This window comes from Oscillibacter valericigenes, from assembly GCF_016902445.1.
In the GTDB taxonomy this organism is placed as follows: domain Bacteria; phylum Bacillota; class Clostridia; order Oscillospirales; family Oscillospiraceae; genus Oscillibacter; species Oscillibacter avistercoris.
On the sequence record NZ_JACSNX010000003.1, the window covers coordinates 77080 to 92074 of the forward strand.

Genomic DNA, 14995 nt, shown 5'->3' on the forward strand with positions numbered 1-14995 from the left:
TCCCGTTTTCCCGGATTTCCGGGTTTATTGACAGTCTGAAAGCACCGCTCCGGCGGTGCTTTCTTCCTTGACAGGGGGGATTTTCCCCGGATATAATAAAGGCGGCCAAACATGGGGCAAGGGGGGTGAAGGGATGCGGAAGAGCATTGTGGTACTGATCGTCGCAGTATTGGCAGCGGCGGCCGGGGCGGTGATGCTGTCCCTGTCGGCCCCCGTGCTGGATGAAGACGTGGAATACCAGCTCACCTCCCTTTATTACCGCGGGGAAGAGATCTTGTCCCAGGTGGACGAGGACGAGGTGCTGGACCTGCTGGAGGGCGCCACCCGCGGCCTGATCTCCCGGGGCGGGCTCCCGGCCCACGCCTTCCAGGATCTGGTGGAGGTGAATCTCTCCGGCGGAGAGGAGACGCTGCACGTGGTCCTCTCCGCAGAAGACGGGCTCTTCGCCGTCTATCAGGATGCAGACTGGAGCTACAGCATCCGGGAGGGCGAGGCGCTGGCCGCCGCGGTGCAGGCGCTTCTGCCCGCATAAGCGGACTGAAGAGAGAGGCCCCCGCAGCTGTTGCTGCGGGGGCCTTTTTGCGGCTTCAGACCTTGGCTGGCTGCATCCGGGCCATCTGCCGCAGCACATACAGCTGGGTGGGGATCGCCACGGCCAGCGTCAGAAGGTCCGAGACGGACTGGGACATCTGGATGCCCAGCAGCCCCAGAGGAGACAGGGACAGGATCCACACCAGGGGAATGAAGAACACGCCTTGGCGGGCCATGGCGATGAACGTGGCGGGCACCGTCCGCCCGATGGTCTGGAGCATCATGTTGCTCATGGTGATCCAGCCCTGGAAGAAGAAGGTGACGCACTGGAACCGCAGCGCCACAGTCCCGATGGAGATGACCTCCGGGTCGTCCCGGAACAGGGCGATGAGCTGGGGCGCGAAGACGAATCCCACCGCGCCGGCGGCCAGCAGGAAGACGGTGGCCACCTTCACGCAGAACCAGAAGCCCTCCCGCACCCGGTGGTACAGCTGGGCCCCGTAGTTGAAGCCGCACACCGGCTGGAAGCCCTGCCCGAAGCCGATCATGGCGGAGGCACCGAAGGTGGTGATCCGCTGCACCACGCCCATGGCGGCGATGGCCGCGTCCCCATAGGGCATGGCCGCGTGATTCAGGCAGATGGTTGCAACGCTGGCCAGACTCTGCCTGGCCAGCGAGGGCAGCCCGCCCTGGATGATCAGCTTGAAATAGGACCACTTCAGCTGAAAGCGGGAGAACTGGATGTGCAGATTCCCGCCCCGGGTGCAGCCTGCCAGCAGCAGGCAGAAGCTGGCAAACTGGCTGATGATGGTGGCCCAGGCGGCACCGGCCACGCCCATGTCAAAGGTGAAGATCAGCAGCGGGTCCAGCCCGATGTTCAGCACCGCCCCGCTGACGATGCCGATGGTGCCGTAGATGGCGTTGCCCTGGAAGCGGAGCTGGTTGTTCAGCACCAGGGAGGCGGTCATCCACGGGGCACCCAGCAGGATCACGCCCAGATAGTCCTTGGCGTAAGGCAGAATGGTGGGGGAGGAGCCCAGCAGCGTAGCCAGCGGCGTCAGGAAGATCTCCCCCAGGATGCAGATGGCAAGACCGGTGAACAGGGCGGTAAAAAAGCCGGTGGCCGCCATATTGGAGGCTTCCTCCATATGGTGCTTCCCCAGCTCCCGGGAGATGAAATTTCCGCTGCCATGGCCGAAAAAGAAGCCGATGGCCTGAATGACTGCCATCATGGAGAACACCACGCCCACAGCGCCGGTGGCGGCATTGCTGCGCAGCATCCCCACAAAAAAAGTGTCCGCCATGTTATAGAAGGCGGTGACCAGCATGCTGATGATACAGGGAACAGCCAGCTGGGAGATCAGCCGGCCCACAGGCTCTTCTGTCAGCTGGTGAAATTTCTGCTCCTGCTTTTCGTCCATGGATCGGCCTCCTGACAGCGTTTTGTAAATTCATAACAAAATTATAGCATGAATTTTACAAAAGGGAAGGGGCTTTTCTGAAAAGTGATTCAAACACGGCAGGCACCGTGGTACAATAAAAAGACCCGGCCGCGGCAGCAGCCGGCCGCACCGGAAGAGGTGCGGAAGGAAGGAGCGGATCAGATGGAAGACCTGACTGTTTTTCTCCGCAGGATGCCAAAGGTGGAGCTCCATGTCCACCTGGAGTCCACCATGCCGGGCGAGATGCTGGCGCGGTTCGCGTCCCGTCAGGGCCGGGAACTGCCCCGCCCCGCGGAGCAGCTGTATGACTGCTCGGCCGAGGACCTGAGCGACTTCCTGTCCTTCCTGGACGGGATCTGCTCCTTTGTGGGCACGCCGGAGGAGCTGACAGAGGCGGCGGAACACGCGGCTCTGGCCGCCGGAGAGGAGAATATCCTCTACAGTGAGCTGATTTTGAACCCGACCCACTGGCCCCAGTTCACGGCGGCGGAGATCATCGCCGCCGTGACGGCAGGGTTTGACCGGGCGGCGGAGCGGGGCGGCGCCGACTGCCGGTTCACTCTGTCTCTCTCCCGCACCCAGACGGGGGAAGAGGCGATGGCGCTGGTGGAGACTATGCGGGCCTGCCGGACGCCCCGGCTGGCTGGTCTCTCCATCGACGGGAACGAGGCCTTGGCGGGCCGGACCGGGGAGCGGTTCCGCCCGACGTTCCTGGCGGCGAAGGCGGCGGGCTTCGGCTGCACCGTCCATGCCGGGGAGAGCAGCGGCCCGGAGGGCGTGCGGGACGCCCTGGACCTGCTGAGAGCGGACCGTCTGGACCACAGCGTCCGGGCGGCGGAGGACCCGGCGCTGGTGGGTCGCCTGGTCCGGGAGCAGGTGCCGCTGAACATCTGCCTGACTTCCAACCTGGCGCTGCTGTACCGGCATCCGGAGGACCACCCGCTGCGCCGGCTGCTGGACGCGGGGGCGGCGGTGACCCTGAGCCGAGACGACCCCACCTTCCTGGGTGGGCTGACGCTGACGGAGGAGCTGCGCCGGGCAGCGGAATTTGCCCACATGAGCCGGGAGGAACTGATCCGCTGTCAGGAGGCGGCGGTGGATGCCGCCTTCTGCGGACCGGAGAGCAAGGAACGCCTGCGCCGGGCCCTGGCGGAGTTCCGGCGGAGCTGACAGGCGCGGCGGAGGCATCCGGCGCATAGGATGGGGTGGACGCCGGACCGACGTCCGGTGTACCATCTTGAAGAAACGAGGGAATTCCTTTGCGTATCAGTGAAGCCTATGAGCACGAGCCCATTTTACCATATCAGTCCGAGGAGTCCTGCCCCCTGAATGGCTGCAACAAGGTCAGCACCCAGTGTGTGGATGTGACGGCTCCTGTGATCCTGGTGCCCACCGCTGCCATGGGCAGCCCCACAGTCACCTGCCAGGGCAGCCCCAAGATCACCTGCGCCACCAATGCGGACGGAACCATGTGCACTGTGACGCTGACCCAGCAGGTGTGCGTGTCCATTCCGGTCCGCTACGGCGTGACCATGTCTACCTGCGACCCCACCATCTCCTGTGCTGACAGCTGCACCGGCTGCGGCTGCTGCTGAGAGGCCCTGGACCGGGCCCTGCTGTCGGCGGGGCCCGGTTTTCTTTTGGAACTGGGGAAAGAGGCTTGCAACTTGCGGGAAAACTCGATATACTAAATAAGATTCATGACAGAAAGCAAAGAAAGGAAGCGTTGAAATGACTGATTATCCCAAGATGACCGCCGAGGAGCGCAAGGCGGAGTACGCCAAGGTGACCAAGGAATATGAGGACCTGAAGGCCCGGGGGCTGAAGCTGAACATGGCCCGGGGCAAGCCCGGCAAGGCCCAGCTGGATCTGGTCAGCGACATCTTCTCCCTGATGCAGAAGCCGGAGGACTATGTGTCCGACGGCATCGACGTGCGCAACTACGGCGAGCTCTCCGGCCTGCCCGCCGCCAAGCGGCTGTTCGCGGAGATCCTGGGCTGTAAGCCGGAGCAGGTGTTCGTGGGCGGCAACGCCAGCCTGCAGCTGATGTACGACACCATCTCCAAGGCCTACACCCACGGCCTGCTCCACAGTGAGCGGCCCTGGTGCAGGGAGCCGGTGGTGAAGTTCCTGTGCCCCTCTCCCGGCTATGACCGCCACTTCAAGGTGACGGAGTCCTTCGGCTTTGAGCTCGTCACCATCCCCATGACCGACGAGGGACCGGACATGGACGCCGTGGAAGAGGCCATCAAAGACCCCGCCGTCAAGGGCATGTGGAACGTGCCCAAGTACTCCAACCCCGACGGCATCATCTACTCCGCCGAGACCATCCGCCGCATCGCCTCCATGAAGCCCGCGGCGCCGGACTTCCTGCTGATGTGGGACAACGCCTACTGCATCCATGAGTTCGAGGGGGACTATGTGGAGTTCCCGGACATCCTCAGCGAGTGCGAAAAGTACGGCAATGCCGACATGGTGTTCGAGTTCGCCTCCACCTCCAAGGTGACGCTGCCCGGCGCCGGTATCTCCTGCTTCGCCTGCTCCGAGGCCAACATGGCCTATATGGAGAAGCTGCTCACCGTCCAGGTCATCAGCTTTGACAAGGTGAACCAGCAGCGTCACGTGCTGTACCTGAAGGACAAGGCCCACACCCTGGAGCTGATGAAGAAGCACGCTGCCATCATGGGCCCCAAGTTCCGCTGCGTGGTGGAGGCGCTGGACCGGGAGATCGCCCCGCTGGAGATCGCCTCCTGGCGGCGGCCCAAGGGCGGATACTTCGTCTCCCTGAACGCCATGCCCGGCACCGCCAAGCGGACCCTGGCCCTGTGCAAGGAGGCGGGCGTCACCATGACCGGCGCAGGCGCGACCTTCCCCTACGGCAAGGATCCCCAGGACAGCAACATCCGCATCGCCCCGTCTCTGCCCCCCGTTGAGGAGCTGGAGCAGGCCATCGCCGTGCTGTGTGTGTGCCTGAAGATGGCGGCCCTGGAGAAGCTGGGCGTATGAGATACTACGGAAGCGTCTACCGTCCCCCCTCCGAGGCGTACAGCCTCATCGTCCAGGTGACCTACGGGTGCAGCCACAACACCTGCGCCTTCTGCAGCATGTACAAGGAGAAGCGGTTCGCCATCCGCCCCCTGGAGGAGGTGCTGGAGGACTTCCGCATCGCCCGGCGGACCTATGCCCGGGTGGGCCGGGTGTTCCTGGCGGACGGCGACGCCTTGGTCCGGAAAGCCAATGAACTTTACACCATCCTGGATACCATCCGGGAGCTGTTCCCGGAGTGCGAGCGGGTCACCAGCTACGCGTCCCCTGCCTCCATCCGCATCCGGACGGAGGAGGAGCTGCGGACGCTGCGGGACAAGGGCCTCACCATGGTCTACATGGGGCTGGAGTCCGGCTGTGACGATGTGCTCAAGCGCATGCGCAAGGGCCACCTGTCCGCGGAGATCGTGGAGATGGGCCAGAAGGTCCGCCGGTGCGGCATGGCCCTGTCCGTCACCGCCATCACCGGCCTTGGGGGCCCGGAGCTGCTGGAGCGCCACGCCATTGAGACGGCGGAGGCCTTCAACGCCATGAACCCGGAGTATATCGGCATGCTGACGCTGATGGTGGAGCCGGAGACGCCCCTCTACGACTGGGTGAAGGACGGCAGCTTCCGGCTGCTGACCCAGCCCCAGGTGCTGCGGGAGACCCGTCTGCTGATGGAGCATCTGGACAGCCCCGGCAGCGTGTTCCGCATGAACCACGCCAGCAACTATCTGGTGCTGAAGGGCACGCTGAATCAGGACAAGGAGGCCATGCTCCGCACCATCGACGCGGCGGAGCACGACCTGAGCCGCCTCCGGCCGGAGGAATGGCGGGGCCTGTAAAACCCAATAAGCTGCGGCAAGCTGCGGAGCATCTGCTCCGCAGCTTGTTCTTTTCTGCCTTTCTGGAAGCGGACTTGACAGCGCGCGCCGGGGATGGTATTCTGTTGCTGATTTCCAAGTGAGGTGTGTGGATGTCGGTCCTGTGAGCAAAACCGAATACCGGGCTGTGAAAGGGGGATGGCGTCCCCCTGTTTGGTGTTGCCCGGACACCCTTGGAAATCCAACGTGAAATGAGGGAACCTCGTTGCAACTGAATCATTGTGCTTCGGCGTTTGACGCATAGCAGGGGCTATCGCGTCAAACAAAGAGATTTGGCATATAGCCTCTGCTCATTCCAAATCACAAGAGCTTTGGAGGAGCATCATGCGCTATATGAGAGCAGCCGACGTGCTGCCGCCGGATCTGCTGGAGCAGATCCAGGCGTATATCGACGGGGAGTATCTGTACATCCCCCGGCGGGAGACCGAACGAAAGCCCTGGGGCGCGGCCAACGGCCGCAAGGCGGAGACCCTGGCCCGAAATCTGGAGATCTATCGGCGCTATCGGGAGGGGACCTCTGTGGACCAGCTGGCGGAAGATTACTTTCTGGCGCCGAAGAGCATCTGGAAGATCATTGCCCGCCTGAGAAACGAATAAGGCTGTGAGCGCCATGCGGCATCCGCATGCCGCTTTCTTTTTTCTGAATCGAATCGGCGGTTGCGGGACCGGCCCGGGGCGCGGTATGCTGGGAACAGAAAGAAAACACCGAGGAGGAAGATCATCATGTCCCAGCGCATCCCGCAAAAACCGAAACGCCGCCGTCCGGACTTCCGGCAGGACCCCTGCCAGGATGTGTTCACCTGCCGGGTCTGCGGCTGGCCGGTAGGGCCCCAGGCCGCCGGCACCCAGCACCGGAATCACTGCCCCAACTGCCTCGCCAGCGTCCACCTGGACGACGAGCCCGGCGACCGGGCCGCCGACTGCGGCGGCACCATGGAGCCGGTGGCCGTCTGGGTGCGGAAGGGCGGCGAGTGGGCCATCATCCACCGCTGCAGGGTCTGCGGCGTGCTCCACTCCAACCGGGTGGCGGCGGACGATGACCCCACGGTGCTGATGAGCCTGGCGGTGAAGCCGTTGGCCATGCCGCCGTTCCCGCTGGAGCGGCTGAACCGGTCGGCGGAATAAACGAAACACCAGCGGAGACCGCGGCCCCCGCTGGTGTTTGCTATGCAATGTGCTTGAAGTTGCCCAGGGTCTCGTTGACTCCGGAGACATAGGCAAAGGTATCCGGGAACCGGGACAGCACCTCCTGGAACCGGACCACCTGGTGGCGGTTCACCACGCAGATCAGCAGATACCGGGGCGTCTCAGAGTACATGCCCTCCGCCTGCAGGACCGTGACGCCGTGGTGCAGCTGGTCCATCAGCTGGTGGGACAGGGCCTCCGGCTGGCGGGTGATGACCTCGAATTTCAGGGCGGACTTGCCGCCCTTCAAAATGGCGTCGCTGATGCTGGAGCTGAGGTAGCAGTAGATCAGGCACAGGATCACCGGCTCGAACTGATAGCCGTAGACGAAGAAGGACAGCACCGCCACCGTGGCGTTGAGGGTGAAGATCAGCCAGACGAGGCTGGCCTCCGGCCGCTTTTTCCGGACCCAGGCAGCCACGATGTCCGTTCCGCCGGTGGAGCCGTTCCGCCGGATCACCCAGCCGTAGACGGCACCGCTGACCACGCCGGCGGCCACAGGCCCCAGAATGGCAGAGGAGCCGGAGTCATAGGCGATGCCGCTGAGATCCACCTGCCCCAGGATCAGCGTGATGCCGGAAAACACCAGCACGAACACCAGCGTCTTGCGGGCAAAGTCCCGGTCCACCTTTTTCCAGGCCAGCAGGATCAGCGGCAGGTTGATGAGCAGGGAGAGGTAGCCGATGTTGACATGCAGCAGATACTGCAGCATGGTGGCCAGGCCGTTGATGCCCGCCGGGGCAAAGGCGTTTGGAAAGACGAACAGCTCATAGCTGACGCCCATCAGGCAGGCCAGACCTGCCACTGCAAGATAGCTGCCCCATGTGCTCCTGAGAAAACGCTTCATATCAGGTACCTCCGTTTGCGTTCGTCCGGGAGGAAGTATAAGCGTTCTTTCCACAAAATGCAAGGAAAAATGCAAAAAAAGTTCTGCATTGCAGGAAAACTTTCCTGCAATGCAGAATTGCGGCTCCAGTCCCTTCTGAGGCGGAGGTCAGCGGCCTCCGGCGCAGTCTGGAGACGGCCCGCCGTCATGGAGAGATCAGAACTTCTTGTCCTTGGCCGTCTCGCAGTAAGCGCAGCGGTAGGTGTGGGTGGCCGGGTCGCTCAGCAGGAAGATGGCGTCCAGCTGAGGCTCCGACACGGTGATGCAGCGGGGGTTCTTGCAGTGGATGATGTTCACCAGCTTCTTGGGGAGCTCCACATGCTTTTTATCCACCCGGATGCCGTCCCGAATGATGTTGACGGTGATGTTGGGGTCGATGTAGCCCAGCACGTCCAGATCCACCTCCATGGGGGAGTCGATCTTGATGATGTCCTTCTTGCCCATCTTGCCGCTCTTCACATTTTTGATGATGGCCACGGAGCAGTCCAGCTGGTCCAGATGGAGGTAGCGGTAGATGTCCATACTCTTGCCGGCCTGGATGTGGTCCAGGACCACGCCGTTTTGGATGCTGTCGATATTCATGATCTATGCCCTCCTTCTCACACCTGGATGCCCAGCAGCTTCATGATCAGTGCCATGCGGATGTACTTGCCGTTCTTCACCTGTCTCCAGTAGGCGGCCCGGGGATCCTTGTCCACCGCCACGGTGATCTCATTGACCCGGGGCAGGGGATGGAGGATGGACAGGTCCGCCTTGGCGTGCTCCAGCTTCTCCGGCGTCAGGATGTAGCTGTCCTTCAGACGCAGATAGTCCTCCTCGTTGAAGAACCGCTCCTTCTGGACCCGGGTCATGTACAGGATGTCCAGCTGGGGGATGACGGACTCCAGGTCCGTGGTCTGGGTGTAGGGGATGCCCTTCTTCTTCAGGGCCTCCTCTTTCACGTACCGGGGCAGCTTCAGCTCTGTGGGGGAGATCAGCACGTAGTTGATGTTCTCATACCGGCTCAGGGCGTTCACCAGGGAGTGGACGGTCCGGCCGAACTTCAGGTCGCCGCAGAAGCCGATGGTGAAGCCTCCCAGCCGGCCCTTCTCCCGGTGGATGGTCAGCAGGTCCGTCAGGGTCTGGGTGGGGTGGTTGTGGCCGCCGTCGCCGGCGTTGATGATGGGCACCTCACTGTACTGGGACGCGGCGAAGGGCGCGCCCTCCTTGGGATGGCGCATGGCGATGATGTCGGCGTAGCAGCTGACAGTGTGGATGGTGTCGCCCACGGTCTCGCCCTTGGCGGTGGAGCTGGAGCTGGCCTCGGAGAAGCCCAGGGTGCTGCCGCCCAGGGCCAGCATGGCGGACTCGAAGGAGAGCCGGGTCCGGGTGGAGGGCTCGAAGAAGAGGGTGGCCAGCTGCTTGTGGGCGCAGGCGTCCTGGTATTTTGCCGGGTTGGCGATGATGTCCTCCGCGGTGGCGATCAGCTGATCGATCTCCTCCACGGAGAGGTCTGTGATATCGATGAGATTTCTGGGCATGATGGACTCCTTTCAGGGGAATGGTTGGAAGGGGTGCTGCTCTCCAGGCAGCGGTGGACCGCTTTCGGCGCGAGCCGGAAGCGGAACAAGCGAAGTCAGATCGGGGTCCCCGCCGAAGCCCAGCGGAGCGGGTTCGGTGGGGAAAGGAGAAATAAACAGAGCGGGTGCAGCTTTCGGCGCAAGCCGGAAGCGGAACAAGCGAAGTTTATTTCGACGCTATCCAGGACTCGTCACTGGGATCGGCCCGGAACTTCTTCAGCCGCTCGATATCCTCCGGCTTGATCTTCCCTTCCTCGGCGGCCACTTCACAGACGGCGTCGAAGTTGGACAGGGAGTGATTGATGACATGGGCGGCGGCCAGGCGGTCCAGGCCCTTCTGGAGCCCGTAGGTGAAGATGGACGCGACACCGAGGACTTCGGCGCCGGCCTCCCGCAGGGCCTCCACCACTTCGATGCAGCTGCCGGCAGTGGAGATCAGATCCTCCACTACGACGACTTTCTGCCCCTTTTCCAGTTTGCCCTCAATGCGGTTCTGGCGGCCATGGTCCTTGTTGCCGGAGCGGACGTAGCCCATGGGCAGGTCCATCAGGTGGCCCACGATAGCGGCGTGGGCGATGCCGGCGGTGGACGTGCCCATCAGCACCTCCACATCCGGGTAATGGGTGCGGATCAGCTCCACCAGCCCCTTCTCTACGTCCGTGCGGACGGCGGGGGCGGTGAGGGTCAGGCGGTTGTCGCAGTAGATGGGGCTCTTGATGCCGGAGGCCCAGGTAAAGGGCTCGTCCGGCCGCAGGAATACGGCACCGATAGACAGAAGGTCATGGGCGATCTCGCGTTCTAAGTTCATATAAACATCCTCCTCTTGATCCGATATTGATGGTGAGATAAAAGATAAGGGATAAGAGATAAAAGATTTTCTTCGTCACAGGTCATCTCTTATCTTTTATCTTTTCACTTTTATCTTTTGCGGCTTTAGCCCAAAAAGTCTTTCACCGCTCTCCGATATGCCGCCACCGGGTCCTCCGCCTGGGTGATGGGGCGGCCCACCACGATGTAGTCACAGCCGGACTTGCCCGCCTTCTCCGGGGTCATGATCCGCTTCTGGTCGCCGGCGGCGCTGTCGGCAAACCGGATGCCGGGGGTGACGGTGAGGAAGTCCGCACCGCACCGCTCCTTCACCAGGGCAGCCTCCAGGGGAGAGCAGACCACGCCGTCCAGACCGCTGGCGGCGGCGTTCTTGGCGTAGGAGAGCACCGTCTCCGCCATGGGGGTATCGATCAGCAGCTCGTTTTTCAGGGCGGCGGCGTCGGTGGAGGTCAGCTGGGTGACGGCGATCAGCAGGGGGCGGGTGCCGTCAGGGCGGGTCAGGCCCTCCAGAGCGGCACGCATCATCTCGGCAGTGCCGGCGGCGTGGAGGTTCACCATGTCCACGTCCAGGCGGCTCAGAACTGCCATGGCCCGCTTCACGGTGTTGGGGATGTCGTGGAGCTTCAGGTCCAGGAAGATCTTGTGGCCCCGGGCCTTGATGTCCCGGACCACCTGGGGGCCCTCGGCGTAGAACAGCTCCATGCCGATCTTCACAAAGGGCTTCTCCCCGGCGGGGAACTGGTCCAGGAAGGAGAGGGTCTCCTCACGGGTGGGGAAGTCCAGGGCGATGATGACGTCTTTTGCGCTCATATTCAAACAGTCCTTTCTGTAAATTCCAATGTGTGCCGCTCAGCCGTGGGCGGCGCCGGTCAGGTCCGCGATCCGCCCCACGCCCAGGCGCTCACATACGCCCGGCAGGTCCTCGACGATCTTCTTGCAGGCGTAAGGGTCCCGCAGATTGGCGGCGCCGATCTCCACGGCGCTGGCCCCCGCCAGCATCATCTCGCACACGTCCTCGGCGGAGCTGACGCCGCCGCAGCCGATGATGGGCAGCTTCACCGCCTCGTACACGTCCCATACCATCCGCACCGCCACCGGGAACACCGCCGGGCCGGACAGGCCGCCGGTGCGGTTGGCGATGAGGGGCTTTTTCGTTTTCAAGTCGATCCGCATGCCCAGCAGGGTGTTGATGAGGCACAGGCCGTCGGCCCCCGCGTCGGCGCAGGCCTTGGCGATCTCCGCGATGTCGGTGACATTGGGCGTCAGCTTCATAAAGACCGGCTTCTTCGTCACCGCCTTCACCGCCCGGGTGACCTCCGCCGCGGCGTGGGGGTCACAGCCGAAGTTCTTCCCCCCGGCGTGGACGTTGGGGCAGGAGATGTTCACCTCCAGGATGGCCACCTGGTCGATGTCGCTGAGCTTGGCGCAGTTCTCCGCGTACTCCTGGAGGGAGAAGCCCCCCACGTTGGCGATCACCGGCCCGTGGAAGATTTCGGCGATGTGGGGCACCTCATCCGCGATGACCGCATCGATGCCCGGGTTCTGGAGCCCCACGGCGTTCAGCATGCCGGAGGCGGTCTCCGCGATGCGGGGCTGGGGGTTGCCCAGCCGGGGCGCGGCGGTGGTGCCCTTCCAGGAGAAGCTGCCCAGAATGTCCAAATCGTACAGCTCTGCATACTCCCGGCCGTAGCCAAAGGTGCCGGAGGCGGGGATCACGGGGTTTTTCAGCTCCACGTCTCCCAGGCGGACAGACAGGTTCACCATACGATCTCCTCCTTATACAGAATGGGGCCGTCCTTGCACACCCGCTTGTAGCCGTTCGTCGTGGGGACGGAGCAGCCCATGCAGGCGCCGAAGCCGCAGCCCATCCGGGCCTCGAAGCTGAACTGGCCGCCGGTGAGCTGGCCCAGGCCGTGGACGGCCTTCAGCATGGGGGTGGGGCCGCAGACGAAGGCGTAATCGCACTCCGGGACGTTCTTGGCCAGGTCGGTCACAAAGCCGCGGGTGCCCAGACTCCCGTCCTCTGTGGCCACCAGCAGGCGGCAGCCCAGCTTGGAGAACTCCTCCAGATAGAAGGCATCCTTCCCGGACCGGAAGCCCAGCCCCACCGTGGGCGTGATGCCCGCCTCCAGCATCCGCTGGGCCAGGCCGTACAGGGGCGCGATGCCGATGCCGCCCCCCAGCAGGATGGGGTGCGCACCGCCCAGCGTCAGGTCGAAGCCGTTGCCCAGGCCCGACAGCACGTCCAGCTCCGTGCCGGGGACGCACCGCACCAGGTCGTGGGTGCCCTCGCCCACCACCCGGACCAGGAGCAGCAGGGCGTCCTCCGTCCAGTTGCAGATGGAAATGGGCCGCCGGAGGAATTTGCCGGGCAGCTGGATATTCACGAACTGCCCCGGCGCCGTGACGGCGGAGGTGTCGCCGGAGAGCACCAGCTCATAGGTGTCGGCGGTCAGCTGCCGGGCGTGCTCCAGGGTAAAGAGAGACTGTTTCATATATAATCCTCCTGACAGGGGGGAATGGGGGTCTTGTTGACGTTGTGGGAGCTGGCGGTGTACACCAGATTGCCGTTGCAGATGGTCTTGTCCACCCCGGCGGTGACGGTCCAGCCGTCAAAGGGCGTGGCCCGACCCTGGGAAAAGAAGGTGGTGCTGTCAATGGTGTGGGGCCAGTTCAGGTCCAGCACCGTGAGATCCGCGATCTCGCCGGCTTCGATCTTCCCGCCCGGCAGGCGGAACAGCCGCCGGGGATTGACGCACAGGGCGTTCAGCAGCGTGGCGAAGGGCACGACGCCCGGCTCCACCAGCTGGGTGTACAGCACCGGGAAGGCGCACTCCAGCCCCACGATGCCGTTGAGGCTGCGGAGCCCCCGGGACTTCTCCTCCGCACTGTGGGGGGCGTGGTCCGTAGCGATGCAGTCGATGGTGCCGTCCAGCAGACCCTCCACCAGGGCGTCCCGGTCTGCGGCGGAGCGGATGGGGGGGCTCATCTTGAACCGGCCGTCATCCATCAGATCCTCGTCGCAGAGGATCAGGTAGTGGGGCCCGGTCTCACAGGACACCGGCAGCCCTTCCGCCTTGGCTTGGCGGATCAGGGCCACGCTCTCTTTGGTGGAGACGTGGCAGACGTGGTACCGGCAGCCGGTCTCCCGGACCAGCTCCAGGTCCCGCTCCACCTGCCGCCACTCGCTTTCGGAGTTGTTGCCGGGGAAGCCGTTCCGTTTTGCCCAGTCCCCGTTGTGAACGCACCAGCCGGGGGTGAGAAGGGACTCGTCCTCACAATGGGCGGTGATGGGCTTGTTCAGCTCCTTGGCAAGCAGCATGGCATCGCGCATCCGCTCCCGGGACTGGACGCCCTTTCCGTCGTCGGAGAAGCCGCAGACAAAGGGCTTCATCGCCCGCAGCTCCGCCAGCTCCGCCCCTTTTTCGCCCCGGGTGATGGCGCCGTAGGGATACACCCGCACACGGGCATCCCGGGCGACGGCATCCAGCTCCGGCCGCAGGTGGTCCAGAGCGTCCGGCACCGGGTCCAGATTGGGCATGGCGCACACCGCTGTGTAGCCCCCGGCCGCGGCTGCGGCTGTGCCGGAGGCCACGGTCTCCTTATAAGAAAATCCAGGCTCCCGAAGATGAACATGTACATCAACGAAACCTGGAACAATGACTTGATCCTGACATTCAATTACGGAAAAACCTTCCTGGGAAAGGGAGGGAGAAACGGAAACAATACGGCCTTTGGAAATGGCAACATCCATATTCTGGAAAGTTCCATCCCGGAAAACGACCCCGCCGGTCAGTAAGAAATTCATGGGTACGCTCCTTCCTCTGTGTCTTCATTCGACACATTATCATAACGGAAAAGGAAGCGGTTGTCAACGCCTAATTTCTGGAGTTTTCCAAAAGCGGCGGCCGCTGCCGCCGCTTCCGGGATCTGGCATCAGGGCTGGGGCCTGGGCGGGCGGCAGGACAGGCAGTGATCGTAGAAGCGGGAGACCTGGGGCCAGTCCACCAGCCGCCACCAGGCCTCGAAGTAGTCCGCCCGGCGGTTCTGGTACTGGAGGTAGTAGGCGTGTTCCCACACGTCGCAGCACAGCAGGGGACACAGCGGCAGCGGCGTGTCCTGGTTGGCGGTCTTCTGGACGGCCAGGCGGCCGTCGCCGTCCGCGGACAGCCAGGCCCAGCCGGAGCCGAACTGCCCCAGGGCCGCCTGCTTCATGGCGGCCTTCAGCCCGGACATGCCGCCAAAGTCCCGGGTCACGGCGCCCGCCAGCGCCGGGTCCGGAGCGGAGACCGGCAGCGGGTGGAGGGTGCGGAAATACAGGTCGTGGTTGAAGACGCCGCCGGCGTTGTTCCGGACGCCCTGCCGGAGGTCGTCCGGCAGCTCCCGCCAGTCCAGGCACAGCCTCCACAGGGGCCAGGACTGATAGGTAGGCGCGCGCTCCAGCAGCTGATTCAGGGTGTCCACATAGGCGGCGAAGTGCTTGTCGTGGTGAAAGTGCAGCACCCTTTCAATCAGTTCCGGCGCCAGAGCGTCGTAGGCGTAGGGCAGAGGCGGCAGGGTGAAGGGATAGTGCTGTTCCATGTATTGCTCCAAGGCGATCATCCTTTCCGGCGGGAAGTCAGCATCCGCTGTTCCCATCCTATGCGGAACGCG

17 protein-coding genes are annotated in these 14995 nt (G+C 63.6%); 7 read left to right on the forward strand and 10 right to left on the reverse strand.

Annotated elements, in window-relative coordinates; all coding sequences use genetic code 11:
• Window positions 1-133: 133 nt before the first annotated feature.
• The gene (locus H9X91_RS03920; protein ID WP_204802729.1) at window positions 134-532 is read left to right on the forward strand and encodes a hypothetical protein; all 399 of its coding nucleotides are present in this window, start codon (window positions 134-136) and stop codon (window positions 530-532) included.
• 55 nt (window positions 533-587) lie between these two features.
• On the opposite strand, the gene H9X91_RS03925 is transcribed toward H9X91_RS03920, so the two are convergent.
• A complete protein-coding gene (locus tag H9X91_RS03925; RefSeq protein ID WP_204802731.1) occupies window positions 588-1952 on the reverse strand; it encodes an MATE family efflux transporter in 1365 nt (454 codons plus the stop codon).
• A gap of 183 nt (window positions 1953-2135) precedes the next feature.
• Here H9X91_RS03925 and add point away from each other — a divergent pair, with 183 nt between their 5' ends.
• The 6 genes from add (at window position 2136) to H9X91_RS03955 (ending at window position 7009) form a co-directional block, all read left to right on the forward strand.
• Window positions 2136-3143, forward strand: a complete 1008-nt coding sequence (add, locus tag H9X91_RS03930) for an adenosine deaminase (RefSeq protein ID WP_204802733.1) — start codon at window positions 2136-2138, stop codon at window positions 3141-3143.
• An 89-nt stretch (window positions 3144-3232) separates the two neighbouring features.
• A complete protein-coding gene (locus H9X91_RS03935; RefSeq protein WP_204802735.1) occupies window positions 3233-3568 on the forward strand; it encodes a hypothetical protein in 336 nt (111 codons plus the stop codon).
• Window positions 3569-3704: 136 nt separating this feature from the next.
• Window positions 3705-4979 carry an aspartate aminotransferase type Ic gene (locus H9X91_RS03940; protein WP_204802737.1) on the forward strand — a complete coding sequence of 425 codons (1275 nt, stop codon included), beginning with the start codon at window positions 3705-3707 and terminating at the stop codon, window positions 4977-4979.
• Window positions 4976-5845: a radical SAM protein gene (locus H9X91_RS03945; RefSeq protein WP_204802739.1), complete on the forward strand. Its 870-nt coding sequence runs from the start codon at window positions 4976-4978 to the stop codon at window positions 5843-5845. The genes H9X91_RS03940 and H9X91_RS03945 overlap by 4 nt, the downstream gene beginning before the upstream one ends.
• A 363-nt stretch (window positions 5846-6208) precedes the next feature.
• On the forward strand, window positions 6209-6481 hold the full coding sequence (locus tag H9X91_RS03950) for a CD3324 family protein (RefSeq protein WP_204802741.1): 273 nt from the start codon (window positions 6209-6211) through the stop codon (window positions 6479-6481).
• Between the two features lie 126 nt (window positions 6482-6607).
• Window positions 6608-7009: an RNHCP domain-containing protein gene (locus H9X91_RS03955; RefSeq protein WP_204802743.1), complete on the forward strand. Its 402-nt coding sequence runs from the start codon at window positions 6608-6610 to the stop codon at window positions 7007-7009.
• A gap of 40 nt (window positions 7010-7049) precedes the next feature.
• Here the strand turns inward: H9X91_RS03955 and H9X91_RS03960 are convergent, their stop codons facing one another.
• The 9 genes from H9X91_RS03960 to H9X91_RS04000 all read right to left on the reverse strand — a co-directional run bounded on the left by H9X91_RS03960 (window position 7050) and on the right by H9X91_RS04000 (window position 14923).
• Complete coding sequence (locus H9X91_RS03960) at window positions 7050-7916, reverse strand: YitT family protein (protein WP_204802745.1); 867 nt, start codon at window positions 7914-7916, stop codon at window positions 7050-7052.
• A gap of 195 nt (window positions 7917-8111) precedes the next feature.
• Window positions 8112-8537, reverse strand: a complete 426-nt coding sequence (locus H9X91_RS03965; protein WP_204802747.1) for an aspartate carbamoyltransferase regulatory subunit — start codon at window positions 8535-8537, stop codon at window positions 8112-8114.
• A gap of 17 nt (window positions 8538-8554) precedes the next feature.
• Window positions 8555-9475 (reverse strand): aspartate carbamoyltransferase, encoded by a 921-nt coding sequence (gene pyrB / locus H9X91_RS03970; protein WP_204802749.1) that lies wholly within the window; start codon window positions 9473-9475, stop codon window positions 8555-8557.
• A gap of 205 nt (window positions 9476-9680) precedes the next feature.
• Window positions 9681-10322, reverse strand: coding sequence for an orotate phosphoribosyltransferase (pyrE, locus tag H9X91_RS03975; RefSeq protein ID WP_204802751.1), 642 nt, complete (start codon window positions 10320-10322; stop codon window positions 9681-9683).
• A 125-nt stretch (window positions 10323-10447) separates the two neighbouring features.
• Window positions 10448-11152: an orotidine-5'-phosphate decarboxylase gene (gene pyrF / locus H9X91_RS03980; RefSeq protein ID WP_204802753.1), complete on the reverse strand. Its 705-nt coding sequence runs from the start codon at window positions 11150-11152 to the stop codon at window positions 10448-10450.
• A gap of 39 nt (window positions 11153-11191) precedes the next feature.
• Window positions 11192-12106, reverse strand: coding sequence for a dihydroorotate dehydrogenase (locus H9X91_RS03985; RefSeq protein ID WP_204802755.1), 915 nt, complete (start codon window positions 12104-12106; stop codon window positions 11192-11194).
• Complete coding sequence (locus tag H9X91_RS03990; RefSeq protein ID WP_204802758.1) at window positions 12100-12837, reverse strand: dihydroorotate dehydrogenase electron transfer subunit; 738 nt, start codon at window positions 12835-12837, stop codon at window positions 12100-12102. Before H9X91_RS03990 ends, H9X91_RS03985 begins: the two co-directional genes overlap by 7 nt.
• On the reverse strand, window positions 12834-14150 hold the full coding sequence (locus tag H9X91_RS03995; protein ID WP_204802760.1) for a dihydroorotase: 1317 nt from the start codon (window positions 14148-14150) through the stop codon (window positions 12834-12836). The genes H9X91_RS03990 and H9X91_RS03995 overlap by 4 nt, the downstream gene beginning before the upstream one ends.
• Window positions 14151-14278: 128 nt before the next feature.
• Entirely contained in the window at window positions 14279-14923 is a 645-nt protein-coding gene (locus tag H9X91_RS04000) for a superoxide dismutase (protein WP_204802762.1), read from the reverse strand.
• Window positions 14924-14995: the final 72 nt, after the last annotated feature.

Bases quoted from the DNA above. Each gene is read 5' to 3' on its own strand.
- H9X91_RS03950 (WP_204802741.1), top strand. From the start codon at position 6,209: ATGCGCTATATGAGAGCAGCCGACGTGCTGCCGCCGGATCTGCTGGAG.
- H9X91_RS03925 (WP_204802731.1), bottom strand. From the start codon at position 1,952: ATGGACGAAAAGCAGGAGCAGAAATTTCACCAGCTGACAGAAGAGCCT.
- H9X91_RS03995 (WP_204802760.1), bottom strand. From the start codon at position 14,150: ATGAATTTCTTACTGACCGGCGGGGTCGTTTTCCGGGATGGAACTTTC.
- H9X91_RS03960 (WP_204802745.1), bottom strand. From the start codon at position 7,916: ATGAAGCGTTTTCTCAGGAGCACATGGGGCAGCTATCTTGCAGTGGCA.
- H9X91_RS03990 (WP_204802758.1), bottom strand. From the start codon at position 12,837: ATGAAACAGTCTCTCTTTACCCTGGAGCACGCCCGGCAGCTGACCGCC.
- H9X91_RS03940 (WP_204802737.1), top strand. From the start codon at position 3,705: ATGACTGATTATCCCAAGATGACCGCCGAGGAGCGCAAGGCGGAGTAC.
- pyrE (WP_204802751.1), bottom strand. From the start codon at position 10,322: ATGAACTTAGAACGCGAGATCGCCCATGACCTTCTGTCTATCGGTGCC.
- add (WP_204802733.1), top strand. From the start codon at position 2,136: ATGGAAGACCTGACTGTTTTTCTCCGCAGGATGCCAAAGGTGGAGCTC.
- pyrF (WP_204802753.1), bottom strand. From the start codon at position 11,152: ATGAGCGCAAAAGACGTCATCATCGCCCTGGACTTCCCCACCCGTGAG.
- H9X91_RS03920 (WP_204802729.1), top strand. From the start codon at position 134: ATGCGGAAGAGCATTGTGGTACTGATCGTCGCAGTATTGGCAGCGGCG.
- H9X91_RS03945 (WP_204802739.1), top strand. From the start codon at position 4,976: ATGAGATACTACGGAAGCGTCTACCGTCCCCCCTCCGAGGCGTACAGC.
- pyrB (WP_204802749.1), bottom strand. From the start codon at position 9,475: ATGCCCAGAAATCTCATCGATATCACAGACCTCTCCGTGGAGGAGATC.
- H9X91_RS03985 (WP_204802755.1), bottom strand. From the start codon at position 12,106: ATGGTGAACCTGTCTGTCCGCCTGGGAGACGTGGAGCTGAAAAACCCC.
- H9X91_RS04000 (WP_204802762.1), bottom strand. From the start codon at position 14,923: ATGGAACAGCACTATCCCTTCACCCTGCCGCCTCTGCCCTACGCCTAC.
- H9X91_RS03955 (WP_204802743.1), top strand. From the start codon at position 6,608: ATGTCCCAGCGCATCCCGCAAAAACCGAAACGCCGCCGTCCGGACTTC.
- H9X91_RS03965 (WP_204802747.1), bottom strand. From the start codon at position 8,537: ATGAATATCGACAGCATCCAAAACGGCGTGGTCCTGGACCACATCCAG.